The organism is Stappia sp. TSB10P1A (assembly GCF_900185725.1).
Lineage (GTDB): Bacteria > Pseudomonadota > Alphaproteobacteria > Rhizobiales > Stappiaceae > Stappia.
This window is the reverse complement of record NZ_FYAU01000024.1, coordinates 170,160-197,107: the sequence shown is the minus strand read 5'-3', so window position 1 is coordinate 197,107 and position 26,948 is coordinate 170,160. Positions and strand designations below refer to the sequence as shown.

At 65.6% G+C, this 26,948-nt stretch carries 22 protein-coding genes; 19 read left to right on the top strand and 3 right to left on the bottom strand.

Going from position 1 to position 26,948, the window contains the following annotated elements; genetic code table 11:
- Positions 1-13 precede the first annotated feature (13 nt).
- The 9 genes from TSB10P1A_RS09520 (at position 14) to TSB10P1A_RS09480 (ending at position 13,327) form a co-directional block, all read left to right on the top strand.
- A complete protein-coding gene (locus tag TSB10P1A_RS09520) occupies positions 14-2,866 on the top strand; it encodes an EAL domain-containing protein (protein ID WP_186387678.1) in 2,853 nt (950 codons plus the stop codon).
- Between the two features lie 550 nt (positions 2,867-3,416).
- Positions 3,417-5,081: an ABC transporter ATP-binding protein gene (locus TSB10P1A_RS09515; RefSeq protein WP_186387677.1), complete on the top strand. Its 1,665-nt coding sequence runs from the start codon at positions 3,417-3,419 to the stop codon at positions 5,079-5,081.
- Between the two features lie 36 nt (positions 5,082-5,117).
- A complete protein-coding gene (locus tag TSB10P1A_RS09510; RefSeq protein ID WP_186387676.1) occupies positions 5,118-6,785 on the top strand; it encodes a peptide ABC transporter substrate-binding protein in 1,668 nt (555 codons plus the stop codon).
- An 80-nt stretch (positions 6,786-6,865) separates the two neighbouring features.
- The gene (locus TSB10P1A_RS09505; protein ID WP_186387675.1) at positions 6,866-7,816 is read left to right on the top strand and encodes an ABC transporter permease; all 951 of its coding nucleotides are present in this window, start codon (positions 6,866-6,868) and stop codon (positions 7,814-7,816) included.
- Between the two features lie 31 nt (positions 7,817-7,847).
- Entirely contained in the window at positions 7,848-8,726 is an 879-nt protein-coding gene (locus TSB10P1A_RS09500) for an ABC transporter permease (protein ID WP_186387674.1), read from the top strand.
- Entirely contained in the window at positions 8,704-10,050 is a 1,347-nt protein-coding gene (locus tag TSB10P1A_RS09495) for an FAD-binding oxidoreductase (protein ID WP_244293059.1), read from the top strand. Before TSB10P1A_RS09500 ends, TSB10P1A_RS09495 begins: the two co-directional genes overlap by 23 nt.
- 85 nt (positions 10,051-10,135) lie before the next feature.
- Positions 10,136-11,182, top strand: coding sequence for an ornithine cyclodeaminase family protein (locus TSB10P1A_RS09490; protein WP_186387673.1), 1,047 nt, complete (start codon positions 10,136-10,138; stop codon positions 11,180-11,182).
- Positions 11,160-12,146 carry a threonine/serine dehydratase gene (locus tag TSB10P1A_RS09485; RefSeq protein WP_186387672.1) on the top strand — a complete coding sequence of 329 codons (987 nt, stop codon included), beginning with the start codon at positions 11,160-11,162 and terminating at the stop codon, positions 12,144-12,146. The genes TSB10P1A_RS09490 and TSB10P1A_RS09485 overlap by 23 nt, the downstream gene beginning before the upstream one ends.
- 140 nt (positions 12,147-12,286) lie before the next feature.
- Positions 12,287-13,327 (top strand): GNAT family N-acetyltransferase, encoded by a 1,041-nt coding sequence (locus tag TSB10P1A_RS09480; RefSeq protein ID WP_186387671.1) that lies wholly within the window; start codon positions 12,287-12,289, stop codon positions 13,325-13,327.
- 3 nt (positions 13,328-13,330) lie between these two features.
- On the opposite strand, the gene TSB10P1A_RS09475 is transcribed toward TSB10P1A_RS09480, so the two are convergent.
- Together TSB10P1A_RS09475 and TSB10P1A_RS09470 are read right to left on the bottom strand one after the other, a co-directional pair.
- Positions 13,331-14,620: an FAD-binding oxidoreductase gene (locus TSB10P1A_RS09475; RefSeq protein WP_186387670.1), complete on the bottom strand. Its 1,290-nt coding sequence runs from the start codon at positions 14,618-14,620 to the stop codon at positions 13,331-13,333.
- A 13-nt stretch (positions 14,621-14,633) separates the two neighbouring features.
- Entirely contained in the window at positions 14,634-15,302 is a 669-nt protein-coding gene (locus tag TSB10P1A_RS09470) for a haloacid dehalogenase type II (RefSeq protein ID WP_186387906.1), read from the bottom strand.
- 200 nt (positions 15,303-15,502) lie between these two features.
- Here TSB10P1A_RS09470 and TSB10P1A_RS09465 point away from each other — a divergent pair, with 200 nt between their 5' ends.
- The 5 genes from TSB10P1A_RS09465 to TSB10P1A_RS09445 all read left to right on the top strand — a co-directional run bounded on the left by TSB10P1A_RS09465 (position 15,503) and on the right by TSB10P1A_RS09445 (position 20,300).
- Positions 15,503-15,874 (top strand): cupin domain-containing protein, encoded by a 372-nt coding sequence (locus TSB10P1A_RS09465; RefSeq protein WP_186387669.1) that lies wholly within the window; start codon positions 15,503-15,505, stop codon positions 15,872-15,874.
- A 23-nt stretch (positions 15,875-15,897) separates the two neighbouring features.
- Complete coding sequence (gene argE, locus TSB10P1A_RS09460; RefSeq protein WP_186387668.1) at positions 15,898-17,007, top strand: acetylornithine deacetylase; 1,110 nt, start codon at positions 15,898-15,900, stop codon at positions 17,005-17,007.
- 135 nt (positions 17,008-17,142) lie between these two features.
- Positions 17,143-17,973 carry a GNAT family N-acetyltransferase gene (locus TSB10P1A_RS09455; RefSeq protein WP_186387667.1) on the top strand — a complete coding sequence of 277 codons (831 nt, stop codon included), beginning with the start codon at positions 17,143-17,145 and terminating at the stop codon, positions 17,971-17,973.
- 15 nt (positions 17,974-17,988) lie between these two features.
- A complete protein-coding gene (locus TSB10P1A_RS09450; RefSeq protein WP_186387666.1) occupies positions 17,989-19,377 on the top strand; it encodes an aspartate aminotransferase family protein in 1,389 nt (462 codons plus the stop codon).
- On the top strand, positions 19,377-20,300 hold the full coding sequence (locus TSB10P1A_RS09445) for a glyoxylate/hydroxypyruvate reductase A (RefSeq protein ID WP_186387665.1): 924 nt from the start codon (positions 19,377-19,379) through the stop codon (positions 20,298-20,300). The genes TSB10P1A_RS09450 and TSB10P1A_RS09445 overlap by 1 nt, the downstream gene beginning before the upstream one ends.
- Before the next feature lie 37 nt (positions 20,301-20,337).
- On the opposite strand, the gene TSB10P1A_RS09440 is transcribed toward TSB10P1A_RS09445, so the two are convergent.
- Positions 20,338-20,832, bottom strand: coding sequence for an Lrp/AsnC family transcriptional regulator (locus tag TSB10P1A_RS09440; RefSeq protein WP_186387664.1), 495 nt, complete (start codon positions 20,830-20,832; stop codon positions 20,338-20,340).
- A 176-nt stretch (positions 20,833-21,008) separates the two neighbouring features.
- Here TSB10P1A_RS09440 and TSB10P1A_RS09435 point away from each other — a divergent pair, with 176 nt between their 5' ends.
- The 5 genes from TSB10P1A_RS09435 to TSB10P1A_RS09415 all read left to right on the top strand — a co-directional run bounded on the left by TSB10P1A_RS09435 (position 21,009) and on the right by TSB10P1A_RS09415 (position 26,831).
- On the top strand, positions 21,009-22,334 hold the full coding sequence (locus tag TSB10P1A_RS09435) for an FAD-binding oxidoreductase (protein WP_186387663.1): 1,326 nt from the start codon (positions 21,009-21,011) through the stop codon (positions 22,332-22,334).
- A gap of 182 nt (positions 22,335-22,516) precedes the next feature.
- Positions 22,517-23,980: an aldehyde dehydrogenase gene (locus TSB10P1A_RS09430; protein ID WP_186387662.1), complete on the top strand. Its 1,464-nt coding sequence runs from the start codon at positions 22,517-22,519 to the stop codon at positions 23,978-23,980.
- A 56-nt stretch (positions 23,981-24,036) separates the two neighbouring features.
- Positions 24,037-25,476, top strand: a complete 1,440-nt coding sequence (locus tag TSB10P1A_RS09425; protein WP_186387661.1) for an NAD-dependent succinate-semialdehyde dehydrogenase — start codon at positions 24,037-24,039, stop codon at positions 25,474-25,476.
- Positions 25,477-25,810: 334 nt separating this feature from the next.
- Positions 25,811-26,401, top strand: coding sequence for a hypothetical protein (locus TSB10P1A_RS09420; RefSeq protein WP_186387660.1), 591 nt, complete (start codon positions 25,811-25,813; stop codon positions 26,399-26,401).
- A 31-nt stretch (positions 26,402-26,432) separates the two neighbouring features.
- On the top strand, positions 26,433-26,831 hold the full coding sequence (locus TSB10P1A_RS09415; protein WP_186387659.1) for a DUF1761 domain-containing protein: 399 nt from the start codon (positions 26,433-26,435) through the stop codon (positions 26,829-26,831).
- The last annotated feature ends 117 nt before the right edge of the window (positions 26,832-26,948 follow it).

Sequence of the window (26,948 nt, the reverse complement as noted above, 5' to 3'; positions counted from 1 at the left end):
GACGGAACGGGTGATGGATCGGAGCAGCTCCTCTTCCGATCCGGCCTCGTTGAGAGAGGCCGGGATCCTTGACAGCACGCGCGGTCTGACCGCCGTGCTCGACTGTCTTCCTCATCCGGCATGGATCTTCGATCGCAGCGGGCGTTACATCTTCCAGAACCGGATCGATCGGGAGACCCATGGGGTCGCCATCGGCCTGCTGCCGAGCGAGGCCGGGCTCGGCCCCGAAGAAGGCAAGGCCTGGACCGAACTCCACCTGAAGGTGATCGCCGGCGAACGCATCCATTACAGCCGCGAGATGCAGACCCCGTTGGGCCGCATCGCCTCCGAGACCTCCATCGAGCCGGTTCTGGTCGACGGGGTGATCGTCGGCGGTGTCGGCGTGTCGGTGGACCAGACCGCCCGCACGGATGCGGTGCGCCGGCTCAACGAGGCGCACGAACGGCTGGCGGAATTCGTTGCCGTGTCCTCGGACTGGGTCTGGGAGACCGATGAGGAGCATCGCTTCACCAGCGTGATGGGGGACGGCGGCAGGCTCGGCCTCGACTTCCAGGACTGGATCGGCCGCACCCGTTGGGAGGTCGCCGACGCGGATCCCGCCACCGATGCTCTCTGGCGCAGCTATGTCGAAACGGTCGCGCGCCGCGAACCGATCGCCAGTTTCGTGTTCCGCACCTTTCGTGGCGACGGGCGGCCTCTCTGGGCCGAGGTCAGCGGCCGGCCGAGATTTCTGCCCGACGGCCGGTTCCTCGGTTATCGCGGTGTCACGCGCGACGTCACCCGGCGCGAGCGGCTGGCGGAGCAGTTGCGGCGCTCGGACATCGTGATCAAGGCGACCAACAACGCCGTGGTGGTGTGTGACCGGTTCGGCCGGGTTCTGTGGGTCAATCCGGCCTTCGAGCGGCTCACTGGATATACCGAGGCGGAGGTTCTGGGGCGCAAGCCCGGAGAGCTTCTGCACTGCCCCGAGACCGACCCTGCGACCGTGCGCGAGATGGGCGCGGCGGTTCGAGAAGGGCGTGCCGTGCGCGTGCAGGTGCTCAACCAGGCGAAAACCGGGCGTCGCTACTGGCTCGACCTCGACATCCGCCCGATCAATGGGCAGGGAGCCGAGCCGGAGGGCTTTGTCGGGGTTCAGACGGATGTGACCGAACTGGTCGAGGCGCGGGCGCTGCTGCACGATGTCATCGAGACCATTCCCGACGCCATTGCCGCCTTCGATGCGGATGACCGGCTGATCCTGTTCAATCGGTCCTATCGCGACTACTACGCGATGTCGGCGAAGCTGATCCGGGAGGGGACGCGGTTCGAGGACATCCTGCGCCACGGCGTCATGGCCGGCCAGTATATGGATCCGGGGGCGACAGAGGAGCAGCGGGAAGCGTGGATCCGCAACCGCATCGCCCTGCATCGCGATCCGCCCAGCGAGCCGAGCATCCAGCTGCTGTCGGACGGGCGTTGGCTGCAGGTGAGCGAGCGGCGCTCGTCGAGCGGCGCCATCGTCGGGGTACGCACCGACATCACCGCCCTGAAGCAGGCGGAGCTGGCAATCCGTCGTACGGCCGAAACCGACGGGCTGACCCAGCTCGCCAATCGCTCGGTGATGATGCGCGAGCTCGACACGGCCCTGCAGGGCAATCGGCCGCGCGATCGGGTTGGTGCCTTCATCATCATCGATCTCGACCATTTCAAGTCGGTCAACGACACGCTCGGCCATGATGCGGGCGATGCCCTGCTGCGGGCGGTGGCGCAGCGGCTGCGGCGTCATGTGCGGCGCGGCGATGTTGTCGCGAGGCTTGGCGGCGACGAATTCGCCGTGTTGCTGACGGGGCTTGCGGACGAGCTTGCCGCCGAGCGCATGGCGCAGAAGCTGCACAAGGCGCTGACCGCTCGGGTCCGGCTCGGGGAGCGGATGATGCGGCCGGGCATCTCGATGGGCGTAACGCTGTTTCCGGCCGATGGCCGCACTCCGGCCGATATCGTCAAGAACGCGGATATCGCACTTTACCAATCCAAGGCACAGGGACGGAACGGCTGGACCTTGTTCAATCCGCAATTGCGCCGACGGCTGGAGCGGCGGCACGAGTTGGGCGAGGCGCTGCGCGGAGCCATTGCGGCGGATGAGATCGAGGTGGCGTTCCAGCCGCAGCTCGACCTTGGCAGCCGCAGCATCGTCGGCTTCGAAGTGCTGGCGCGCTGGCGGCATGCCGGCCAGGCGGTCAGCCCGCTGGAGTTCATCGGCATTGCCGAGGATTTCGGCCTCGGCGGCGTGCTTGGCCGGGCGATCATGGAGCGGGCCTTTGCCGTTTTCGCCGCGGTTGCCAGCACGCGACCGGAGCCGGGTCACCTCGCTGTCAACCTGGCGACATCCCAGCTCAAGGATCCGCATTTTCCGGACTATGTCGCCGAGGCGCTGACGCGTCACGGGCTAAGCCCGCACCAACTGGAATTCGAGGTGACGGAGACCGTCCTGCTCGACCGCTCGGTGGAGAGGATCGCCGAGACCCTGGCCGAGCTCAGGCGCGTCGGTGTCAGCCTGGCGCTCGATGATTTCGGGACCGGCTACGCCTCGCTCACGCATCTCAAGCGGTTTCCGGTATCGCGGCTCAAGATCGATCAGTCCTTCGTGCGAAATATCGGCCTGTCGGAGGACGATGCGACCATCGTGCGCACCATCGCCAGCCTTGCCCACAGCCTCGGAATGACCACTGTCGCGGAGGGCGTCGAGACACTGGCTCAATTGCAGTTTCTCGAGGATCTCGGCTGCGACATCGTGCAGGGCTATCTCATCGGTCGCCCTGCACCGCGTCCATCCTGGACGCTGGAACTCGCCGCGCCAGCACAACGGGGCAGCCAGTTGCCGTAAGCGGCGTTCTGGCGAAGGCCCGTCCGGCATGAGGTCGTGGCCGGGGTTCCAGGTCTGCCGGATGCTGCGACAGATCGCGCTGGGCCGAGGCGCCGGGAGATGAGCCGGCGCTGTCGTGTCGTGGGCTTTCTGCCCTCTCGGCGTCGCACCCGAAGTGCCGCAGTTCCTGGGAAAGGAACGAGCTGTCCGGCCCTGCGCTGCGCTGCAATCAGTTCTTCTTACGCAATGCCCCTGGACAAAAACTGAGCAGCCGGTCGCGCCAGGCGCAGAATTAAATGCCTGTCCTGTTCGGAACAACAGTTGATCGTGCTGTCGGATCATCGGGTTTCGGCAATTCTCCTGCTCGCGACAGGTCAGACTTACTGAAGCGGTGGCGTGGGCTGGGTTTCCTGGTCCACGCCGGAGGGGGATCCAACGACATGTGCACGGTTCGTGAACAGAAGGCAGCGACGGACATCAGCCCACTCGCCGCGCATTGCTGTTTGAGCTTCGACATTGCCGGCGGATCTGCCGCGCCCCGCACCGCTGCGCCAGAAACCGGGGCGAGCCGATGAGCGCACATATCCACGCCGTATCCGCGCCCGAGGTGGCGCTGTCGGTGCGCGGGCTGACGATCAGCCTGCCGAAGGGCATGGAACGTGCGCATGCGGTCGAGAACATCTCCTTCGATCTGCCCCGCGGTCAGATCCTGTGCGTCATCGGGGAATCCGGCTCCGGCAAGTCGGTAACGGCCAACACCATCATGGGGCTTCTGCCGAAAGCGATCGGAATCACCGCCGGGTCGATCCAGTTGGACGGACGAGAGATCGTCGGTATGGGGCCCGAGGCCTTGCGCAGTCTGCGCGGCCGGGTGGTGTCGATGATCTTTCAGGATCCGTTATCGGCGCTGAACCCGCTGATGACCGTCGGGGCGCAGATCGACGAGGCGATGCTGGCCCATGGCGTCGGCACCCCGACCTCCCGGCGCGAGCGTGCCATCGAGCTGCTGACCGAGGTCGGCCTGCCCGATCCGGAAGTGATGTATCACCAGTATCCGTTCCGGCTGTCGGGCGGCCAGCGGCAGCGGGTGATGATCGCCATGGCCCTGGCGCTCGAACCCGCCATGCTGATTGCCGACGAGCCGACAACGGCGCTCGACGTGACCACCCAGGCGCAGATCCTGAAACTGATCCGCGACATCCAGCATCGCAAGGGGATGAGCGTGATGTTCATCACCCATGATTTCGGTGTCGTCGCAGAGATCGCCGACAGCGTCGTGGTCATGGAGAAGGGACGGGTCGTCGAACAAGGCAGCGCCAGCAAGGTTCTGAGGACGCCGGAGCACCCCTATACCAAGCGGCTGATCGCCGCGGTCCCGCATTTGACCGGCGAGGACCGCAAGCCGATACCGGCCAAGGATGCCGGGCCGATCCTGAAGGTGGAAAATCTGGTCAAGACCTATCGCAGCGGCAGCGCATTGTTTCGAACATTGCGCGTTGTGCCCGCTGTGAAGGGTGTCTCCTTCGAGGTCGCGGCGGGCCGCACCCTGGGTGTCGTCGGCGAGAGCGGCTCCGGCAAGTCGTCCCTGGGCCGGCTGCTGATCAAGCTGATGGACTGCGACGGCGGGCGCATCCTGTTCGACGGGGTCGATATAGCACCCCTGTCGGAACCCGCGTTCCGCAGCTCGCGGCAGAAGATCCAGATGATCTTTCAGGATCCGTTTGCCTCGCTCAATCCCCGCACAACGATCGGCCGCATCCTGACGGTCGGACCGCTGGCGCATGGCATGGCCTATGCCAAGGCACGGGAAGAGGCGCGGGCGCTTCTCGATCATGTCGGGCTCGATGCCGGGGCGTTCGATCGCTACCCGCACGAGTTCTCGGGCGGCCAGCGGCAGCGCATCGGCATCGCGCGGGCGCTGATGTTCAAACCGAAGCTGTTGATCGCGGATGAAGCTGTCTCGGCGCTCGATGTGTCGATCCAGGCGCAGATCCTGCAACTGCTGGACCGGGTCCAGCGCGAGACCGGGGTCTCGATGATCTTCATCACCCACGACCTGCGCGTCGCCAGCCAGATCTGCGACGAGATCGCGGTGATGCAGAAGGGGGAGATCGTGGAGCAGGGGCCCCCCTCCCAGATCTTCCTCAACCCGCAGTCCGACTACACGCGCGAACTGGTTGCCGCCATTCCGGGCGAGCGCCCGCAAGGGCAGAAACCGGAAGCGGCCGAGAGTTAATCGCAAGGACCAACCGTCAAAAAGAGAGGGTGCCACATGACCAAGAACGAATTCCTCAAGTCCGGCTATTCACGGCGCGCCGCCCTTCGCCTGTTTGCGGCAGGTGGCGCGGCGGGGCTTTTTGCGCCCCATCTCCTGGGCAGGCCCGCCTTTGCCCAGACCCCGCCGGCTGCCCCGACCGGCCGGATCATCGTCGGCATCTCGCAGGAGCCGACGGTGTTCAATCCGCTGATGGCGCATATCGAGGTGGACGACGGCGTGCACTTCTCGATGTTCGATGCCTTGTTCCGCATTGATCCGCAGGGTGTCATCGTGCCCAATCTGGCGGCGGAGGTGCCGACCCAGGCCAATGGCGGGATCTCGGAAGACGGATTGAGCTGGCGTATCCGCCTGCGTGACGACGTCCGCTGGCATGACGGCGAAGCCTTCACCGCCGAAGACGTGAAATTCACCCTCGAGCTCATCACCAAGCCCGATTTCCGCGCCTGGCGCACCACCGGCCATGCGCTGCTCCGCGATATCGCCGTGGTGTCGCCGACCGAGATCACGTGGCGGATGGAACGGGCATTCGCTCCCTATCTGTCGTTCCTGACCGAGACCTTCATCGTGCCCAGGCACATTCTGGAGAAGGAGGCGGATCCCAATACGGCCGCCTTCAACCAGGCGCCCATCGGCACCGGCGCATTCAAATGGGGCAAGCGCATTGCCGGCGATCATCTGGAGCTTGTCGCGAATCCCGACTATTTCGGCGAGGGGCCCTACATCGAGCAGTTGATCTTCAAGTACATCCCGGACATGACCGTGCTGTACACCCAGTTCCGCAGCGGCGACATCGATCTGGTCGGCCAAGCCTACATCACCCCGGACAATTACGAGGAGGCCCGCAACCTTCCCGGCCGCGTCGTGACGCTGGTCCCCAAAGGGTCGGTGGAATCGATCTATCTCAATCTTGAGCGTCCGCAGTTCAAGGACCGGGCCGTTCGCGAGGCCCTCTATCTTGCGATCGACCGCCACGCGATCATCGATGGGCTGAACTACGGTGTTCCGGGCATGACCGAGACCTTCATGCCGCTGCAGTCCTACTATCACAATCCGGACCTTCCCAAGCACGAGTTCAATCTCGACCGCGCGCGTCAGCTTCTGGACGAGGCCGGCTGGGTTCCGGGGGCGGACGGCATCCGCGTCAAGGACGGCGTGCGGCTGTCGTTCAAGAATTCCACCACCTCGGGGGCCCATCTGCGGGAGCAGGCGCAGCAGTTCATCCAGCAGACCTTTGCCGAGATCGGCGTGGAAATGACGATCGAGAACCTTCCTTCGGCGGTGATGTGGGGAGACTTCTGGTCTCAGTCGCAATTCGACACCGCCATGGTGGGCATCACCTATCTGATCGGTGCCGATCCCGACGTGACCAACCGGTTCCATACCAAGGCCATCGTCGCCAAGGGTGGCAGCGGATCGAACAACGCGCAGTATTCCGACGCCGAGGTCGACGCCCTGCTCGAGGAGGGCAGCCGCACCTTCGATCCCGAAGCGCGCAGGAAGATCTATTTCCGGGTGCAGGAACTCATTCGCCGGGACCTGCCCTTCCTGCCGCTGTTCGCCAACACCCTGGTCTACGGACACAAGGAGGGCATCGAAGGCTACGTGCCCAATGGCAACACGCGCACGGAATCCTGGCATGCGGCAGGCTGGTTCCGAGCCTGAATGCACTTTCCGCCGCCCGCGATGAGGTCGTTGCGGGCGGCGGACATGCCGTGAGGCGCCTGTCTTGAAGGGAGGGGGCCATGCCCGCTTTTCTGCTCAAACGCCTGATGCAGAGCGTGATGCTGCTGGTGATCGTGTCGATCGTCGGTTTTGTCGTGCTGAACCTCATTCCCGGCGGGCCAATGGCGCAATATGCCCTCGACCCCGGCATGACCCAGGAGGACATGAACCGGCTGGCCGAGCAGCTTGGGCTGAACCGCCCGCTCTGGGTCCAGTATCTCGACTGGATCTGGCGGCTTGTGCAAGGCGACTGGGGGACATCGTTTCGCGACGGCAGCCCGGTGCTGGACGTGATCGGCCGGCATGTCTTCGCGACCTTGCTGCTGATGGGATCCTCGACGGTGATCGCCGTCGCCGTCGGCACGTGGATCGGCATACGCGGCGCCACGCATCGCTACTCTACTTTTGATTATCTGGCGACCGTCGGTGCGATGATCGCCCTCTCGATCCCGACCTTCTGGTTCGGGCTGATCGGAATCTATGTGTTCTCACTGAAGCTCGGATGGCTGCCTGCGGGCAACATGTATACGATCGGCGACGGCTCGGTCCTGAACTACCTGCACCACCTCATCATGCCTTCGACGGTTCTCGCGCTCGTCCACATTGCGATCTGGAGCCGTTTCATGCGTGCAGCGACGCTCGATGCCATCAGCCAGGAGTTCGTGAAGACCGCCCGGGCCAAGGGCGTCGGCGAGCGCCGGGTCATCCTGAAACATGTCGTCGGCAACGCCCTGCTGCCCATGATCACCCTGGCCGGAGTGCAGCTTCCTTCGCTCCTGACCGGGGCGCTGGTGACGGAAACCGTCTTCACCTGGCCGGGAATGGGACGGCTGTTCCTCGATAGCCTTGGCTATAGCGACTATCCGGTCGTGATGGGTCTGCTGATCTTCTCGGCCATTCTCACCATTGCCGGCAATCTCATCGCCGATATCGTCGTCGCGCTGGTCGATCCGCGCATTCGTCTGGCCTGATCCAGGTCCACAGGAACGGGATGATCGCGAAATGACTACGTTTTCCGCTGTTCACACGCCAAGCCGCTGGTGGCAAAGCCGCGTCATGCGCCGGTTCATGGAGCATCGGCTGGCGCTGCTGGGGCTGTCGATGATCACCTTGCTGACGCTTGCCTGCATCGTCGGCCCCTCTCTCCTGCCCTATGACTCGCTCTCCATCGACCTGCGGGCGCGTTTCGCTCCGCCCCTGTCCGGCGGCCATTATCTGGGCACCGATCCTCTTGGCCGAGACGTCGCGGCCAGGCTGCTGATGGCGGGGCGGATCTCGCTGCTCGTCGGGTTCACGGCCATGCTGCTCTCGATCGTGGTCGGCACGGTGGTTGGCGTGATTGCAGGGTACCAGGGCGGTTGGATCAACGCGGTGCTGATGCGCACGGTGGACGGTTTCCTGTCCTATCCGTCGATCTTCCTGCTGCTGGCGCTCGCGGCCGCCTTGAAGCCCAGCCCGGTCATGATCACGGTTATCATTGCCGTGACAAGCTGGATGGAGGTTGCCCGCATCGTCGAGGCCGAGGTGCGGTCGCTCAAGGAGCGCGAGTTCGTCCTCGCGGGGCGGATGCTGGGTCTGGGCCGGGCCCATATCATGTTCCGCGAGATCCTTCCGAACGCCATGGGGCCGATCATCGTCGCCGCCACGCTCACCGTGGCCCGGGCAATCCTGCTCGAAGCCTATGTCAGCTTCCTCGGCTTCGGAATCCAGCCGCCGCTGCCGAGCTGGGGCAACATGCTGAACGGTGCGCAGCAATATCTCGGCAGTGCGCCCTGGCTCGCCATCATACCCGGTGCCGCGATCACCATTGCCGTTACCAGTTTCAACTTCATCGGCGACGGGCTGCGGGACGCCCTCGATGTGCGCCATGACACCATCTGAAGAGGCGCCGATGCGCAATCACTCCAAACTGGCCGAAAAATCCACCCCCTATTGGTGGGAGGCCGCCCCCGTCCAACCCTTGCCCCGCCAGCCGCTGCACACACGTCAGGATGTGGTGATTGTCGGCGCGGGCTATACCGGGCTGGCCGCCGCACTCCCCCTGGCGCGAGCAGGACGCTCGGTCGCGGTCTTCGACGCGCTGAACCCGGGCGAGGGCGCCTCGTCGCGCAATGGCGGGATCACCAGCGGCTCGATCCGCCCGGGATTTGCGACGCTTGTCCGGCATTTTGGCGAGCAGACCGCGCTCGCCATCGAGGCAGAGGGCAAGACCGCCCGAGCGTTTTTCTACGACTTCATCCGCACCGAAGGGCTTGACTGCGATTTCGCGCTGACCGGTCTGTTCAAGGGCGCGCTGGGGTTTGACCAGTACGACGAGATGGCCCGCGGTGCCGAGGCGCTGGCGAAAAGGCTAGGTATCGAATCCTATGCCGTGCCGTATGCGGACCAGCGGGACTACATCGGTACCGGGTTCTATCGCGGGGGCACGGTCCGCATGGATATCGGCGGCCTTCACCCGGCCAAGTTTCATGCCGAACTCCTGCGCATCGCGCTGGCTGCGGGCGTGGTCGTTCATGCGCACACGCCGGTGACGGCGATGGAGCGGGACGGCCGGGTGTTCCGCATCGCAACCGCAGCCGGGACCGTCGAGGCGGGGCAGGTTCTTGTCTGCACCAACGGCTATACGGACGGAGCGGCGCCCTACCTGCGACGGCGCCTGGTTCCGGTGCGCAGCCGGATGATCGCCACCGAGGAGCTGCCGCCCGCCGTGATGGCGCATTTGATGCCGCGCCGGATGATGATGGGAGAGAACAGGCAACTGGGCTTTTATTACCGGCCTTCTCCCGATGGCAGGCGTATCCTGCTGGGCGGGCGCGACAGTTCGCGCGTCGGCGACCCGGCTGCGCCGACGCTGCGCCTGCGTGCCGGGTTGGTGGAGCTCTTCCCCGAACTGGAGGGAGTCCGCCTGACGCATAGCTGGTTCGGCAATGTGGCGATGAACCGCGACATGCTGCCCCGCCTGTTCGAGCGCGACGGCGTCGTCTACGCCACCGGGTTTTGCGGGTCTGGCGTCGTCTGGGCACCCTGGCTGGGGATGCGGGCGGCCCACAGGCTGCTGGGGCGAGAGGCGGAGGCTCGCACCGCTTTCGACTTCCGGCCGCCTGCCGCCGTGCCGTTCTACCGGGGCAATCCATGGTTCATGCCCGCGATCATCCGCGGTTACGCCCTGCAGGATCGACTTGCGATGTGGCGTGCGCACCGATAACGGCCCGTCCTTTCAAGAATGCGAGCGCCTTCGGCTCCAGAGTGCCGGCGCAGCCGTTCTCGCGCTCCGGAACAAGGTGTCTGCAATGAAAACGCTTCTTCTGAAGAAAGATGAAGTCAGAAGGCTGATTTCCACAAAGGATGTCATTGACGCAGTTGAGGAGGCCTACAGGGCCTTCAACAGCGGTCTGGTGGAGCAACCAGGCTACACGGGCATACACCTGCCGCCCCACGGCGAGATCGACTTCAAGATCGGCTATCACAAGGCCGGCAAACTGATCTCGATGAAGGCCTCGTCGGGCGGGTTCACCGAAAATCCCGCCCTCTACGGCGTGCCCAACGGCATGGGCACGATCCTGCTGTTCGATGCCAGAAGCTGTGCGCTGATCTGCATCATGGACGGCAGCTTGATCACCGGTCTCAGGACCGGGGCGGCGGGGGCGGTTTCGGTCAAGCTGCTTGCGCGGAAGGATGCCCGCCGCCTCGCCTCGATCGGGACGGGCAACCAGGCGCGGATGCAGATCCGGGCGATCAGCGAAGTCATGAAGATCGAGGCGGTCCATGCCGCGAATCGCAGCCCGGACGCGCTGGCCGCCTTCAAGGCGGATATCGAACGGGAGTTCGGCATCCCGGTGATGCCGGAGCAATCCGCTCGCGACGCCGTCGAGAAGGCCGACATCCTGATCACCACGACCCGCGGGAGCGGGCCGGTGGTCGAAGCCGACTGGGTCAGGCCCGGCACGCATATCATTGCGATCGGAACCGATCAGCGCGGCAAGCAGGAACTGGATCCGGAGATTTTCCGGGATGCCAAGGTGGTTGTCGATTCCCTGTCGCAATGCGTCGAGAAGGGCGAGACATGGCACCCGTTGAACCGGGGTATCATTGCCCGATCCGACATCCATGCCGAGATCGGGGAGATCTTGCTGGGGAGGAAGCCGGGCCGGGAAAGCGATGCGGAGGTGACCATCTTCGATTCCACCGGAATGGCCATCCAGGACAACACGACCGCCGCAGCGATCTACAGGAACGCATTGGCGGGAAACCTCGGGATGCCCTTCGATTTCCTCGAACCGGGGCCGCGTCTCAAGGACGGGAAGGACAAAGACAATGCACAACCATCCGACCATTGAGGATATTCTCGAGGCCCGCGAACGGCTGAAGCCCCATATCCGCCATACGCCATTGTTGCGGGCCGACAGGATCGAGAGCGCGGCCGGGTGTCAGGTGTACCTGAAGCCCGAAACACTCCAGATCACCGGCGCCTTCAAGATCCGCGGCGCCCTGAACAAGACCTTGTCGCTGTCGCGGGAAGAGATTGCCAACGGCCTGATATCGTCCTCCTCGGGAAATCACGCGCAAGGCCTGTCCTACGCAGCGCGGATGCTGGGCGTGAAAGTGGTGCTGGTGCTTCCGGTGACCACGCCAAGGATCAAGATTGCCAACACCAGGGCTTTGGGCGCGGAGGTCATTCTTTTCGACGGTGACAATGCCGCCAGGTGGAAGAAGGTCTACGAGATCGCCGAACAGAACGGCTATGCGGTCGTTCACGGCTTTGAAGATCCGCTGGTGATGGCCGGTCAGGGGACGATCGGCTGCGAAATCCTCGAAGATCTGGAAGATGTGGACACGGTTGTTGTGCCGCTGGGCGGCGGAGGCCTGATCTCGGGAATCGCTACCGCAATCAAGGAAACGAACCCTTCCGTCCGCGTCATCGGCGCGGAACCGTCCCTGACACCGAAATATCATCGCAGCCGGCTCAACAAGGAGCGCACGTCGCTGCCGCTGAAAGACACCATCGCCGATGGGTTGAGGATCAGCGTGCCAGGCCAGAACCCGTTTCCGATCATCGAGAAATACGTCGATGAGATCGTTCTGGTCGAGGATGAGCATATCGTCGCGGGCATGCGTGCTCTGGCGAGGGATGCGAAACTGATCGCGGAACCGGCGGCCGCGATCGGGATCGGCGCCCTGCTGGCGGGATCGCTTACGGTGAGGTCCGACGAGAAGGTCTGTGTCGTGCTCACCGGCGGCAACTGGGATTTGCGCGATCTCGCCGAAGTCTACGGAGCGGCCGAACAGGCCCTGGAAGATTAGCGGGGTCGCAGGATGGCACCTGCAAGGGGATGAGCTGGTGATGGGGCCGGGCCGCCTGCCGGGTGGCTTCCCTATGACCGCAGCAACACCTCCCGCTGCGACAGATTCTTCCGTTGCCTTGTCCGAAACGGAAGAATCTGTTGGCCGATTTGCCCTATATAGAGGGAGAGGTCGGTTCCGACCGCCATGTCGCTGACGGTTCACCTGGCGGCTTCGGAGGGGAGTTGCGGATGAACCAGGACATTGGAGATCGAGTTGCAGAGCCTCCGCGCGGTGCGCATTCGGCTGGCGGCGACGCGAGAGACGATCTGGACGCGACGCTGCGGGTCGATGCCTATTCCGCCAAGATCGTTCCCGTGACCCCGCAGCAGCGGGATCTCCTGTATGAGCTGACGGTCAGCGTGTTCTGGCCGCACCGCAACGACGACCTCGATCTGTTCATCTCTCTGGGTCACGGCTACATCGCCCTGGATGAAATCGGCCGCCCGCTCGGTTCCGCCATGTATTTCTCGATGGGCGACGATTTTGCCATGCTCGGCATGATGGTGACGCCGCCGCGTCTGCAGGCGCAGGGGGCGGGACGCTGGCTGTTGCGGCGGATCATGCGCGACTGCGGGACGCGCGACCTGCGGCTCAGTGCAACGCGCTCCGGTTATCGGCTCTACGAAAGCGCCGGGTTCATTCCGGTCGGGCCGATCCGGCAGCACCAGGGCATCGTCCGACCGGTTTCATCGCCGGACCCGGTCTCGGGCATCGCGTTGGCGGCGGTGTCGCAAGCTGACAGCGAGGCGATCAAGGCGCTCGACGCCCACGCCTTTGGGGCCGATCGCGGCGGGATGCTCGACGCCTTGCTCGACCTCTCCAGCGGCGTGATCGCCACCCGCGCGGGCAAGGCCTGCGGCTTTGCCCTGATGCGCCGCTTCGGCAAGGGGCAGGTGATCGGCCCGGTGGTCGCCGAGACCGAGCAGATGGCACTGCAGATCGTCGCTCCCCTGATCGCCAAGGCAGAGGGCACATTCGTGCGGATGGACGTCCCGGCACCGGGGCCCGCCTTGAGCAGCTTTCTGACGGCGTCCGGGATGGCGCTGTTCGACACGGTCACCGAGATGCGCATCGGTCCGCAACGCCGGGCGAGCGAGGGTGCCGTGACCTTCGGCCTCGCCGCCCATTCGCTGGGCTGAGCGTCAGGACAGGCGGTCCTTCACCTTGAACCACAGCCCCGCCAGGGGCAGGAACCAAGGCTTGCCGTCAAGAGCCGGAACGGGCGGCCAGTTCAGCCCGTCGAGCGGATTGGTGTCCTTGCGCCCCATGGCCAGATCGGCCAGCACCTGCCCCAGAAGCGTGGAAAGCTGGGCGCCGTGACCGGAATAGCCCATAGCATAGAGCATGCCGTCTGCTTCGCCCGCCCGGGGGAAGCGGTCCTTGGTCATGCCGACCAGTCCCCCCCAGCAATAGTCGATTTCGACATCGGCAAGCTGCGGGAAGATCTGCGCCATTGCCTGGCGCAGCATCTTGCCGGACTTGGCGTCCGAGCGCTGGTCCGAAACCGCCGAGAAACGGGCGCGGCCGCCGAAGATCAGGCGGTTGTCCGGCGAAAGGCGGAAATAGTTGCCGATGTTCATCGAGGTGACGCAAGTGCGGTTGCCCGGCATCGTTGCCGCGACCTCCTCGCTGGTGAGAGGGCGGGTGGCGATGAGGAACGAGCCCATCGAGATGATACGCCGGCGGAAATATCCCAGCGGGGCCTGTGGCACGTGGGCGGAATAGGCGCCGGTCGCCGCGATGACGGTGGTGGCCTGAAGCCGCCCGCGCGGCGTGACCAGTTCCCAGCCATCGCGCGTCCGGTCGCGACCGGTCACCGGTGCGGTTTCCCAGATGGTTGCACCGTGTCGAACCGAGGCCTCGGCAAGACCGGTCAGGTAACGCCCCATGTGCATCATGGCCGATTTCTCGAACAATGCGGCGCCGTGGAACGCGTCGGAGCCGATTTCGCCGGCCAGATCCGCCCGGTCCAGCCAGCGGGTCTCGGGATCGACTTCACGCGAGACCAGATCGTAATTCGTGCGCAAGGCCGCCACATGCGAGGGCTTCGAGGCCAGTTTCAGCTTGCCCGCCCGGCGGAAATCGCAGGCGATGCCCTCCTCGGCGATGAGGTCCTCGATCATGTCGATCGAGCGGTCATAGGCGCGGTACAAGGCGCGGGCACGGTCCGGGCCCAGATGCGCCTTGGCATCGGCATAGCCATGGGCGATGCCATTGTTCAGATGCCCGCCGTTGCGTCCCGACCCGCCGGCACCGACGGGCCCCGCGTCCAGGACAGCGACCCTCGCCCCCGCGCGCGCCAGCTTGCGGGCCGCGTTCAGTCCGGTGAAACCGGCGCCGATCACGGCCACGTCAAAGCGGCCGTCGACGGGACCTGTCTGCCCGCCGGCAAAGGCGGGGGCCGTATCGTGCCAGTAGGACAGGTATCTCATCGCCACCCTCGCTTCACAGTCCCAGGGCGGCCGGAAGCGCCGACACGGTGGGGACCTCGGTATAACCGTAATAGGGATTGGCGGGTTCGTGGCCGCGATTGACCCAGACCTTGTTGGTGATGCCGAGGTCATGGGCGGTCATCAGATCGTAGCGGAAACTGGACGAGACATGCACGATGTCCTGCGGTCCGCAGCCCAGGGTGTCGAACATGTATTCGAAAGCCTGCATCCGCGGCTTGTAGGCTCCCGCGCTTTCTGCGGTCAGGACATGGGTGATGGGCGCGCCCAGCCGGGCAATATTATGCGGGATCTGGGCATTCATCGAATTGGTCAACGCGACCAGCGGGATCTCCTTGGCGACCTTTGCGAGGCCCTCGGGCACGTCCGCATGCGGGCCCCAGGTGGGGACCCGGTTGTAGATCTCGACAGCCACCGCCGGGTCGAAGGCGATCCCGTGGCGCTTGCAGGTCCGCTCCACCGCGTTGTGAACCACGTCGGCATACGGCTTCCAGGGGCCCATCACCTCGTCCAGCCGATAGGCCGAGAAATCGCGGATGAAGGCCTCCATCTGCTCCGGCGACAGCAGATGCTGGAAGTGGTCGCGGGCGGCGCCAGCCATGTTGAAGAAGATCATGGTGCCATGGCAGTCGAAGGTGACGAACTTGGGACGGAAGGTCATGATGGTCTCCGATGAGGTGTGATGACCCAGCATCCTCGGTTTCTGGCGACAGACCTTGCCGCGTTTGCCGGTGCAAGCGCAGGAAATTGCGTTTGTTCGGTGAAGAGCGGCACAGCCTGCCGTGACGCCCGCGCATTCGGCGACGATGGCGGCCGGGGTCAGGGCAAAGTTGCCCGGTCAGATCGCGCCAGGAGCCAAAGACCATGACCACCATCGTTCCGATTGCCTCCATGCCCGGCTTTGCCCCGCGCACGAGCGTGCCGGCCGAGGACCGGCTGATCGCCGGCGCTCCGGCCTTCAGCACCTGGGAATTCGACAGCGCGCTGTCCGGGCCGGCCCGATGGGGACAGGTCCGTACCGGCATATGGCAGGCAACGCCCGGCGAGACGCGCTCGATCAAGGGCGACACGCTCGAGTTCTGTCACATCCTCGAGGGGCGGGTGGAGATCGTCTCGGACGATGGAGAGGCCTGGACCTTCGGGGCCGGCGACAGTTTCGTGATGAAGCCGGGCTTCGTCGGACGCTGGCGCACGGTCGAGACGGTCCGCAAGATCTATGTTTTCATCGAAGAGTGACGGCACAGATGGCAAAGGAGGCAATGTCAGCCGAAGACATGCTGGCCCGTCTGGTCGCGTTCCCGAGCGTGGCGGGCCGTCCGAACGGTCAAATCGTCGGGTTCATCCGGGATTGGCTGGGCGCGCAGGGCGTGGTCTGCCACGTCCTTCCCGGCCCCGAAGGCGACCGGGCGAACCTGTTCGCGACCATCGGCCCACCAGATCGACCGGGCTATGTCCTGTCCGGGCATCTCGATGTGGTGCCGGCCAGCGAACCGGGTTGGCAGGCAGACCCCTTCGTCCTGCGTGCAGATGGAGAGCGGCTGATCGGGCGGGGGGCTTGCGACATGAAGGGCTTTGTCGCAGCCGCCCTTGCCATGGTGCCCGATCTCGTCGATCTGCCGTTGACCGCTCCCATCCATCTGGCGCTGTCCTATGACGAGGAGATCGGCTGTCGCGGTGTGCCGCATCTTCTGGCGGCGATGCCGGGACTTTGCGCACCGCCCGCAGGGGCAATCATCGGGGAGCCGTCCGACCTGACACCCGTTCTGGCCCACAAGGGCAAGGCCGCGATCCGGTTGAGCGCGGAGGGCGTGGCCGGGCATTCCTCCCGCCCGGATCAGGGGATCAACGCGATCCACGCGTTGGTTCCGGTGCTGGACGCGGCGGTGCGGCAGGCGGCGGCACTGCAGAGCGGACCACAGGATCCGCGCTTCGAGCCACCCTGGTCCAGCCTGCAGATCGGTACCCTCGCCGGCGGACTGGCGGTGAACGTCATTCCCGATACGGCCGTGGCCGAGCTGGAAGCCAGGGCGATCGCGGGAGTGGATCCTGCCGGGCTGCTGGCACCGGTGACCGCCGCAGCCGAGGCCGCGGGGGTTGAGGTGGAGACGCTGTCAGCCTATCCCGCCCTTGCCCTGCCACCCGATCACCCGCTGGCCGGACTGATCGCGCGGCTTGCGGGACAGGCTCCGTTGGGGGCGGTCAGCTACGGCACCGAGGCCGGATTGTTTCAGGCAGCCGGCATACCGGCGGTGATCTGTGGCCCGGGCACTATCGCGCGTGCGCACAAGCCGGAGGAATATCTGACGCGGGACGAGTTGCAGGGCGCCAGCGCGATGATCCGCCGGCTTGGGGCGAGCTTGTGTGGTTGACGGCATTTTATGCGGCTCCGTGCGGTGGCGCTTGGCGCAAACTGCCGCCGGTGCGCGGGAACAGGACAATCATGCTGTGCAGGCCCGTCTAGTTTGGGAACCAAGGCTTGCATGGAAAAGACAGGTAACCCAACGATGATCCGACTTGACCGACCTGCACTGCCGGCTCTCGATTTCGTGCCGCTGACACCGGAGCACCTGCCTGCTGCTCTCCTGCTCTCGCAGGCCGCCGGCTGGCTGCACCGGACCGAGGACTGGGAGCTGACCCTGTCCGTCTCAAAAGGCGTGGCGGCGATGGACGGCGAGCGGCTCGTCGGCACGGCATTGTGTTCGGCCTTCGGGCCTGTCGCGACGCTGAACATGATCATCGTCGCCGAGAGCATGCGCGGCCGGGGGGTCGGCCGCCAGTTGATGCAGCGTGTCATGGCTTTGGCTGGCGACCGTGAGATGCGGCTTGTCGGCACACAGGAGGGCCTGCCGCTCTATCGCAAGCTCGGTTTCGTGGAGCGGGGACGGATCCTGCAGCACCAGGGGCTGGCCCGGGCCCTGCCGCCTGAGCGCCCTGTTCGGATCGGGCCCGAAAATCTCGAGACCCTGGCCGCGCTCGATACGGCAGCCAGCGGGATGGAGCGGACGGCCTTGCTTGCGCGTATCGCGGCTCTCGGGGAGACCCTGCGCACCGATGGCGGATTTGCCTTCTTGCGCAGCTTCGGCCGTGGTCATGTCGTCGGCCCGGTCGTGGCACGGGATGCTGGCGCGGCGCGCGCGTTGATCTCGGCGGCGGCGGAACGGATGGCGGGACGCCTCCTGCGGGTCGACCTGATCGAGGAGCACGGCCTTGCCCCGCATGTCGAGGCGCTTGGCCTTGCCTCTGTTGGCGACGGCACGGCGATGGTGCATTCGCCGCGTTCTCACCCCTCGTCGGACTATCAAACCTATGCCCTTGTCTCTCAGGCACTGGGCTGAGCCCACGGAGCGCACATGCCGTCCAAGCCCTCTCTAGCCAATTCGCTTGTCGAGCTGGATCGACAGCATCTGGTTCATCCTGTCTCGTCGTTTCATGGCCATGCGGCGCGCGGTGTGCGGGTCCTGGCTTCGGCCAAAGGGGCCACGGTCACCGACGCCGAAGGGCGCGAGTTGATCGACGGCTTCGCAGGCCTGTGGTGCGTCAACGCCGGCTACGGGCAGGAAAGCGTGGTCGCCGCGGCGATGCGTCAGATGCGCGAGCTGCCCTATGCGACCGGCTATTTCGATCTTGGCGCGGAAGCGCCGATCCGCTTGGCCGCGGCTCTGGCTGAGCGGGCGCCCGGCGATCTGAACCACGTCTATTTCACCCTTGGCGGATCGGACGCGGTGGACAGCACGATCCGTTTCATCCGCTATTACTGGCATGCAAAGGGGCAACCCGAGCGGGACCAGTTCATCTCGGTCGCGCAGGGCTATCACGGCTCCAGCAGCGCGGGAGCCGGGCTGACGGCGTTGCCGCTGTTCCATGACGGTTTCGGCATTCCCTACAGTTGGCAGCACAAGATCAGCTCGCATGACCTCTACCGCAATCCGCTCGCTCGTGATCCGCAAGCGGTGATTGAGGCTTCGGTCGCCGAACTGCGCGCCAAGGTCGAGGCGATCGGCCCGGATCGGGTCGCGGCTTTCTATGTGGAGCCGATCCAGGGCTCGGGCGGGGTGCTGGTGCCGCCGGACGGCTGGGTTCGGGCGCTGCGCGAGACCTGCGCCGAGCTTGGCATTCTGTTTGTCGCGGACGAGGTCATCACCGGCTTCGGCCGCACCGGTCCGCTGTTCGCCTGCGAGGACGAAGGCATCGTGCCCGACCTGATGACGGTCGCGAAGGGCCTGACCTCCGGCTATGTTCCCATGGGGGCGGTGCTGATGTCGGATCACGTCTATCAGACCATCGCCGACGGCGCGGGGGCCAAGGCCGTGGGCCATGGCTTCACCTATTCGGCGCATCCGGTTTCGGCTGCAGTGGGGGTTGAGGTGCTTGCCCTTTACGAGGGCGGGCTGCTGGAGAACGGCCGCCGGATGGGCGCGCGGCTGCAGGCGGGGCTGCGCGGACTGTCCGACCATCCGCTGGTCGGCGATGTGCGGGGCAGGGGAATGCTGGCGGCGGTGGAGCTCGTGACCGACAAGGCGGCGAAGACCCCGCTGCCCGCAGCGCTTCAGGCTGCCACCCGGCTTTTCGATCGGGCCTGGGAGCAGGGACTGATCGTTCGTTCCTTCGCGCAGGGCGTGTTCGGCTATGCGCCGCCGCTGTGTTGCACCGAAAGTGAGATCGACGCCATCGTCGAGCGGACCCGCAAGGTGCTGGACCTGACGCTGGACGATCCCGAGATCCGGAGCGTGCTGAGCTGATGGCGCTGCTGTTTCTCTCCACGCCCAATCGGGCGCCGGTCTGGCGGGCGATCCTGTCGGAGGCAGGCGAAACGATATTCGAAGGGGAAGAAGCCGTCACCGACCCGGCGCTCGTGACCGAGATCGCCTGCTGGGTGCCGCCCAAGGACCTCGGCCGCTACCCCAATCTGCGCGCCGTCATCTCGGTGGGCGCGGGGGTCGATCACCTGCCGCCGATGCCGCCGGGGGTCGCGCTGTCGCGCACTCTGGCGCCGGGCATCGAGGCGATGGTGCGCGACTGGGTGGTGATGGCGACGCTCTTGCTGCACCGGGATCTGCCGCTGTATATCGACCAGGCGCGGCAGGGGCTGTGGCGCCCCCATCCGGTGCAGCCCGCTACGGCGCGGCGGGTCGGCATCCTGGGCATGGGACGTATCGGCAGGCTGGCTGCGCACAGCCTTCAGGCTCTGGACTTCGACGTCGCGGGCCTGTCGCGCTCGGGGGGCGGACGTGATGCGGAACCGGGGAGCGTGCCGGTTTTCGCCGAGGGAGACGTCGAGGCGTTTCTGGCCCGCAGCGACCTGCTGGTCTGCCTCCTGCCGCTGACGAGCGAAACGCGGGGTGTTCTCGGTGCCGGCACTTTCGCGGCGCTTCCGGCAGGAGCGGGCCTGATCCATGCCGGGCGGGGAGGGCATCTGGACATGCCCGCCTTGCGCGAGGCTCTGGACACCGGCCGGCTGTCGGGCGCGGTGCTGGACGTGACCGATCCCGAGCCCCTGCCGGCCGATCATTGGCTGTGGCGCGATCCGCGGGTCATCGTCACTCCGCATGTCGCGGCGCAGACAGACCCGGCCGAGGGCGCGCGACATGCTTTGGCGGTCATCCGGGCGCTGCGTCTTGGTACCACTGTTCCGGGCCTTGTCGATCAGCAGAAAGGGTATTGAAACGACCCGGGCCGGCGTTCCTTTCCCGCAGCGGTGGTCATTCGCGGTCGACGAACAGGCGGGTGAGGGGGATCTGCTGTTTCACGAAAGGGGTCTTCAGAACGACGAAGCTGAAATATTTGTCGATCCCGATGTCCCGGTCGATCAGCCCTTCCAGGATCGTCTGGTAGTCGGCGATGCCCGACGTGACGAACTTGACCAGATAGTCGTAGCCGCCGGAGACAAGATGGCACTCGACGCAACTGTCGATCTTCTCCAGCGCCTCCTGAAAGCGGGCGAAGTCGATCTGGCGGTGGTTCTTGAGGGTGAATTCGGTGAAGACTGTCAGCGTCTCGCCAAGGCGGGCGAGATCGATCTGCGCCGTGTAGCCGGTGATATAGCCCGCCTGCTGCAGCTTCTTCACCCGCATCAGGCAAGGGGACGGTGACAGGTGCACCTCCTCGGCCAGTTCGACATTGGTGATTCTGCCGTTGCGTTGCAGCACGGCCAGAATCCTGATGTCGATCCTGTCGAGTTTATACGGTGTCGTCATACCCATGCCCCGCAAGCGCGCCGCTCCCAACTCCCTGCGGAGCGTAAGGCGCTATCCTGATCTAGAGCATTCTATTTCCTACGTCCGTTCAACAGGAAATGCCGTCCGGTCCGGATATTCCGGAACATTGCACTGTGTCGCCCCGGCTAGGGTGTGCGAGATCAAGGGAGCCCGACATGTCCGCGCCGCTGCTGCTCATCGACACGCCGAACATTCTGCCGCCGGTTGCGGATTGCGTGGTGATCGGTGGCGGCATCGTCGGGGTGTCGGCGGCGTATTGGCTTGCGAGGGCCGGGCAGACCGTCGTTCTCCTGGAAAAGGGGGCCGTGGGAGCCGAGCAGTCCAGCCGCAACTGGGGCTGGTGCCGCCAGCAGAACCGCGATGCTCGCGAACTGCCGCTGTCCACCCGCAGTCTCGACTTGTGGGAGGCTATGGCCGCGGACATCGGCGACAGTCTGGGTTTTTCCCGTTGCGGCCTTCTGTATCTGTCCAACGATCCGGTGGAGCTCGAGGGCTGGGCGAAGTGGAGCCGGTTCGCGCGCGGGGTCGGCGTGGACACGCGGATGTTGACCGCCGAGGAGGCGACGGCCCGCGGCGCAGCGACCGGGCGACCCTGGCTCGGGGGTGTCTGGTCGCCAACCGATGGCATCGCGGATCCGGCGCGCGCTGCGCCGATGATCGCGCGCGGCATCGAGAAACACGGCGGACATGTGGTTCAGGCCTGTGCGGCGCGAGGGATCGAACTGGCGGCCGGCCGCGTCTGCGGTGTGATCACCGAGGCTGGGAGGATCCGCACGGCGTCGGTCGTGGTGGCAGGTGGTGCCTGGTCGGCAAGTTTCCTGCACCAGTTGGGGATCGTCTTTCCTCAGGCTTCGGTGCGCAGCTCGATCCTTGCTCTGGCACCCGGAGTTGACGGACTGCCCGATGCCTTGCACACCGCTGCCGTCTCGGTAACGCGGCGCGGCGACGGCGGCCGTACGCTGGCCATTTCCGGGTATGCCAGCCTGGATCCGACTCCCGGGGCGCTCGCCGGGATGCGGCATTTCCTGCCGATGTTCGCCCGGCGCTGGCGGTCGCTGCGCCCCGGCGGCTGGCAAGGCTGGGCCGCCGGGTTCGAGACGCGCCGGAGATGGGCTCTGGACCGGCCGACGCCGATGGAGCGGACACGCATTCTCGATCCCCGGCCGTCCTCCCGGGTGATTGCGGAAACCCTGGGCCGGGCACAGGCGCTGTTGCCGGCCCTGCGCGCGGCTTCGGTCCAGGCCGCCTGGGCCGGCTATATCGACAGCACCCCGGACGGGGTCCCGGTGATCGACGCCGACATCGGAATTCCCGGTCTTGTTCTTGCGGCAGGATTGTCGGGCCACGGCTTCGGCATCGGGCCGGGAGTGGGCCATCTGATCGCCGACCTGATCCTGGGCCGGACCCCGATTACCGAGACGGCACAGTATCGGCTGGCCCGGTTCGGCCACAGCCAATGGGGCAGGGTCGCCGAGTTCTGACGCCGTCCATGCCGGCGGGGTCCGAACCGCGCCGGACACCCGGCCGCGCCCCGCGCAATCTTCTGTCGGACAGGAAGCGACAACGGCGGAATCTGCTGCGACTTGGACCCATACGACAGCATTCGCTGCTTTGCGGGCGGCACCTTCTTCCAGTCACGCTGCGTGCCCGAAGAGGTCCCGAAATGAGTCTCGCCTTCGACCCGTCCGACTTGTCCCTCACGTCCGCCCATTTCATCGATGGGCGGTATGTCGCGGGAGCAGAGGAGATCGGCGTGACGGCCCCCTCGGACGGCCGTCTTCTGCAGGGCGTGCCGCGCGGCGATGCCGATGTCGTCCACCATGCCGTGACTGCGGCCGGCGCCGCGCTGCGGCGCACAGGGTGGGGAAACTGTCCCCCGCGAGACCGGCTGCGCGCGCTGCACCGGTGGGCCGACCTGATCGAAGCCGAGGCGGTGACCCTCGCCCGGCTGGAGGCGATCTGTTCGTCGCGACCCTATGCGGACGTCATCGCCGGCGACATTCCCGTTTCGGCCGAGCAGATCCGCTTCTTCGCGGAGTTCGCCGACAAGGAAGGGGGCGACCTCGTGCCGACATCGGATCGGCAGGTCGGTTGGATCTCGGATGAGCCCTTTGGCGTAGTCGCGGCGATCACGCCTTGGAACTTTCCGATATCGATGGCGGCGTGGAAGCTGGCGCCGGCCCTGGCGGCGGGCAATGCGGTCGTCCTGAAGCCGTCGGAATTGACGAGCTGGTCCGCCCTCTACATGGCCGAGCTCTCGGTTCGGGCCGGGATCCCGCCGGGGCTTGTCAATGTGGTGCTGGGGGACGGAGAGGTCACGGGCAAGGCGCTGACCGTTCATCCCGAGGTTGCCAAGATCTCCTTTACCGGCTCGACGCGGGCCGGCGCCCTGATCATGCGGAACGTGGCGCAGGCGGGTATCCGGCCGATGACACTGGAACTGGGCGGCAAAAGCCCGATGGTCGTCTTCGACGATGCGGACCTCGATCTTGCGGCTGACTGTCTTGCGCGCGGCATCCTTCCCAATGCGGGGCAGTTCTGCGTCGCCGGATCGCGGATGATCGTGCACCGGTCGATTGCCGAAGATCTGGCGGCCCGGCTGGTCGCAAGGTTCGCGGCCGAGCGCCCGGCCGCCACCTGGCTCGAAACGCCTGGCTTCTCGCCCATTATCTCGCAGACCCAGCTCCAGCGTATCGACGGCATCGTGCAGGCGGCCTGCCGTGCCGGCGCGGACCTCGTTTGCGGCGGCGACAGGTTCGAGGGGGAGGGGAGCTACTACCGGCCCACGCTTCTGGCCGGCGTGGAGGTATCCAACCCGGCGGTGACGGAGGAGATCTTCGGTCCGGTGGCGACCTTCCAGACCTTCGAGACCGAGGACGAGGCGATGCAGTTGGCCGCGCATCCGACCTATGGCCTCTGTGCCGGCCTGTTCACCCGGGACCTGTCGCGCGGGTTGCGGCTGACGCGGCAACTCCAGGCCGGAACGGTCTGGGTCAATCGCTACAACCGCTCGCGCGACCACATCCTGCCCACAGGCGGATGGAAGGCCAGCGGGCTTGGCAAGGATCTGGGCCGCGAGGCCTATCGCGCGAACCGACGTTCGAAGTCCGTGCTGATCGCCCTGTGACGGCCCTGACACTGCACTGCGACTGCAGCGGCACTCCCTGCCGCGCTGGAGGAGACATGATGAAGCTGCAAGACCCTGACTTGTTCCGCAACGCCGCGCTGATCGACGGTCAGTGGCTGACCCGTCCCGAGATGGATGTGAACGATCCTGCCACCGGTGCGGTGCTGGGGCGATTGCCGGACTGCACGGCGGATGAAACCCATGCCGCCATCGCCGCCGCTGAACGGGCGATGGCTGACTGGCGCGCCCGGACCCATGAACAGCGCGCCGACATCCTGATGCGCTGGTATCACCTGATGCTGGAAAGCACGGAGGATCTGGCGCAGATCCTGACCGCCGAACAGGGCAAGCCGCTTTCGGAAGCCCGCACCGAGGTCGCTTATGGCGCCAGCTTCGTGCGCTGGTTCGCGGAAGAGGCGCGGCGGATCAACGGCAAGCTCATCCCTTCGCCAGTGGCCGGCAAGAAGATCCTGGCGCTGAAGGAGCCGGTCGGCGTCTGTGCCATTATCACGCCCTGGAACTTCCCGATCGCGATGATCACCCGCAAGGTGGCTCCCGGACTTGCGGCAGGTTGCACGATGGTGGTCAAGCCGTCCGACCTTACCCCCTATTCGGCGTTGGCACTGGCGGTTCTGGCCGACCGCGCGGGGGTCCCAGCGGGTGTGCTGAACATCCTGACCGGCAGACCCGAGGCGATTGGCGCGGCCCTGACCGGGAGCCCGGTCGTCCGCAAGCTGAGCTTTACGGGGTCAACCCGCGTCGGCGCGCTTCTGGCCGGGCAATGCGCCCCGACATTGAAGCGGCTGAGCCTGGAGCTGGGTGGAAATGCGCCCTTCGTCGTCTTCGACGACGCCGATCTGGAGGCGGCGGTCGAAGGCGCGATGGTGTCGAAGTTCCGAAACGGCGGGCAGACCTGCGTCTGCGCCAATCGGATCATGGTGCAGGCGGGCATCCATGATGCTTTTGCCGAAAGACTGGCCGCGCGCGTTGATGCCCTGCAGGTCGGGCCGGGAACAGAGACCGGTGTCGCCATCGGGCCGATGATCAACGTCGCAGCCATCGACAAGATCAACGCCCATGTGGCTGATGCGCTGGACAAGGGTGCCACGCGCCTCACGAGGGCCCGAAACCTGCCCTCGAACTATGCAGATCCGGTGGTTCTGGCCGGCGCGCGGCCCGATATGCGGCTGGCGGGCGAGGAGACGTTCGGGCCGGTCGCGCCGATCTTCCGCTTCGAGACCGAGGCCGAAGCGCTGGCGCTGGCCAACGGCACGCCCTTCGGCCTTGCCGCCTATTTCTACACCCGCGACATGGCGCGGGCGTTCCGGTTCGGCGAGGCGCTGGAATTCGGCATCGTCGGGCTGAACACCGGGGCGCTGAGCCATGAAGTCTCGCCCTTTGGCGGCGTGAAAGCCTCGGGCCTTGGACGCGAGGGTGCACAGGAGGGGATCGAGGAATATCTGGAGACGAAGGCGTTCCACTTCGGCGGGCTCTAGTCACCTGAATCTGAAGTTCGTCACATGTTTCGGCATGCTCTGAACGAACTTCAGATTCAAAAGGGTGACTAGCAAGTCTATGTTTCTAGTGTGGTTTTCGAATTTGAAATACGCTCACCGGCACGCTGCAAAAATGAGGCGTATTTCAAATTCACCACACTAGGCTGTAACCTCATAATTCCGGCGAGAAACGGTCTGCGCGAACCTCCTGGCATATAATTGCCGGGGCAGGCTCCGGTTTCGGCAAAAGCATGAGGCCACGACCTAAGTCAGGCCCGCTGCCGGCGGTGCTTTTGTGCTGGCGAAAGTTCATGGTATGTTCTAGTATCCTTGCATGATCGAACCTGTCGCGACCCTGCCTCCAGGCATCCCCGCAGATGTCGATGACAGCGGGACTGCCGGGACGGAACATTCCTTCACCGCTCCGCCGGCGGCGGGGCCGGTTGCGCATTGCGCACCTCCGGAGGCGGAGCGGATCGGGAGGCAGGTCGCAGCGCCGGCCGGGGCGGAGGCGGAACCGCGGGCCGAACAACCGGCAGGGGCTCAGGCCAGTTCTCCAAGGGCGGCCGAAGAACTCGGCCTTGGCGACCGCTATCGCTACCTTGCGGGGGCCTCCGGCCGGCGCTACCTGTTTTCCCGTCTGGGCCTCGATGCCCTAGAGGATTGCCGCAACGCTGTGGTGGTGGTCGGCCTTGGCGCGGCATCGGCCGTCGGCTCCGTGCGGCGCGTGTGGATCGGCGAGGTCGACCGCGAGGGCATCCGGCGCGGTCCGGCCCTGCCTCGCGCCCTTGCCCTTGCAGCAGAGGGGGATCGGGACGCTGTGCTGGTGCATCTGCTGGCGGGCGACGCGGCTGAGCGGCGCAAGGTCCTGGAGGATCTTGCTGCCGGTCTTGAGCGGGCCGGGCTGGAAACTCTGGTCGCCTGAAGCGACCGTAACGGAAGGACGGGTTCGGCTGATGATGTTCGACGGTATCGATCTCGTTGCCGTGTTGGCGGCAGCGGTTGCCTCTTTCGCCGCCGGGGCTGTGTGGTACGGCCTTTTCGGCAAACTCTGGGCCCGCGCCGCGCGCCTGACAGAGACCGAACTTCGCCTTCGACCCTTGCTTCTGGTCACCAGCTTCCTGTGCCAGTTGCTGATGGCACTGATCTTCGCCGGCATCATCTATCACGCCGGGCCGATGAGCGTCGGCAACGGAGTGCTCTCCGCCGTGCTGGTCTGGACAGGCTTCTTTGCCACCAGCCTGACCGTCAATCACCGTTTCCAGGGGGCCTCATGGGGATTGACCCTGATCGACGGCGGCCACTGGCTTGCGGTACTGCTGGTGCAGGGGGTGATCCTCGGGTTGATGAGCTGACGCAACGTCCTTCCCTGCCTACGAAAGAACGATTGCTGCGAAGTGGACGGCCCGAGCCGCGATCCTCATAATGCGCGGCGACAACGAGGGGGCGCTCCCTGTTGCGCGCGCACCTTG

Bases quoted from the DNA above. Each gene is read 5' to 3' on its own strand.
- TSB10P1A_RS09440 (WP_186387664.1), bottom strand. From the start codon at position 20,832: ATGACGACACCGTATAAACTCGACAGGATCGACATCAGGATTCTGGCC.
- TSB10P1A_RS09465 (WP_186387669.1), top strand. From the start codon at position 15,503: ATGACCACCATCGTTCCGATTGCCTCCATGCCCGGCTTTGCCCCGCGC.
- TSB10P1A_RS09490 (WP_186387673.1), top strand. From the start codon at position 10,136: ATGAAAACGCTTCTTCTGAAGAAAGATGAAGTCAGAAGGCTGATTTCC.
- TSB10P1A_RS09500 (WP_186387674.1), top strand. From the start codon at position 7,848: ATGACTACGTTTTCCGCTGTTCACACGCCAAGCCGCTGGTGGCAAAGC.
- TSB10P1A_RS09475 (WP_186387670.1), bottom strand. From the start codon at position 14,620: ATGAGATACCTGTCCTACTGGCACGATACGGCCCCCGCCTTTGCCGGC.
- TSB10P1A_RS09495 (WP_244293059.1), top strand. From the start codon at position 8,704: ATGTGCGCCATGACACCATCTGAAGAGGCGCCGATGCGCAATCACTCC.
- TSB10P1A_RS09430 (WP_186387662.1), top strand. From the start codon at position 22,517: ATGAGTCTCGCCTTCGACCCGTCCGACTTGTCCCTCACGTCCGCCCAT.
- TSB10P1A_RS09450 (WP_186387666.1), top strand. From the start codon at position 17,989: ATGCCGTCCAAGCCCTCTCTAGCCAATTCGCTTGTCGAGCTGGATCGA.
- TSB10P1A_RS09415 (WP_186387659.1), top strand. From the start codon at position 26,433: ATGATGTTCGACGGTATCGATCTCGTTGCCGTGTTGGCGGCAGCGGTT.
- TSB10P1A_RS09425 (WP_186387661.1), top strand. From the start codon at position 24,037: ATGATGAAGCTGCAAGACCCTGACTTGTTCCGCAACGCCGCGCTGATC.
- TSB10P1A_RS09510 (WP_186387676.1), top strand. From the start codon at position 5,118: ATGACCAAGAACGAATTCCTCAAGTCCGGCTATTCACGGCGCGCCGCC.
- TSB10P1A_RS09515 (WP_186387677.1), top strand. From the start codon at position 3,417: ATGAGCGCACATATCCACGCCGTATCCGCGCCCGAGGTGGCGCTGTCG.
- TSB10P1A_RS09445 (WP_186387665.1), top strand. From the start codon at position 19,377: ATGGCGCTGCTGTTTCTCTCCACGCCCAATCGGGCGCCGGTCTGGCGG.
- TSB10P1A_RS09505 (WP_186387675.1), top strand. From the start codon at position 6,866: ATGCCCGCTTTTCTGCTCAAACGCCTGATGCAGAGCGTGATGCTGCTG.
- TSB10P1A_RS09420 (WP_186387660.1), top strand. From the start codon at position 25,811: ATGATCGAACCTGTCGCGACCCTGCCTCCAGGCATCCCCGCAGATGTC.
- TSB10P1A_RS09435 (WP_186387663.1), top strand. From the start codon at position 21,009: ATGTCCGCGCCGCTGCTGCTCATCGACACGCCGAACATTCTGCCGCCG.
- TSB10P1A_RS09520 (WP_186387678.1), top strand. From the start codon at position 14: ATGGATCGGAGCAGCTCCTCTTCCGATCCGGCCTCGTTGAGAGAGGCC.
- TSB10P1A_RS09485 (WP_186387672.1), top strand. From the start codon at position 11,160: ATGCACAACCATCCGACCATTGAGGATATTCTCGAGGCCCGCGAACGG.
- TSB10P1A_RS09455 (WP_186387667.1), top strand. From the start codon at position 17,143: ATGATCCGACTTGACCGACCTGCACTGCCGGCTCTCGATTTCGTGCCG.
- argE (WP_186387668.1), top strand. From the start codon at position 15,898: ATGTCAGCCGAAGACATGCTGGCCCGTCTGGTCGCGTTCCCGAGCGTG.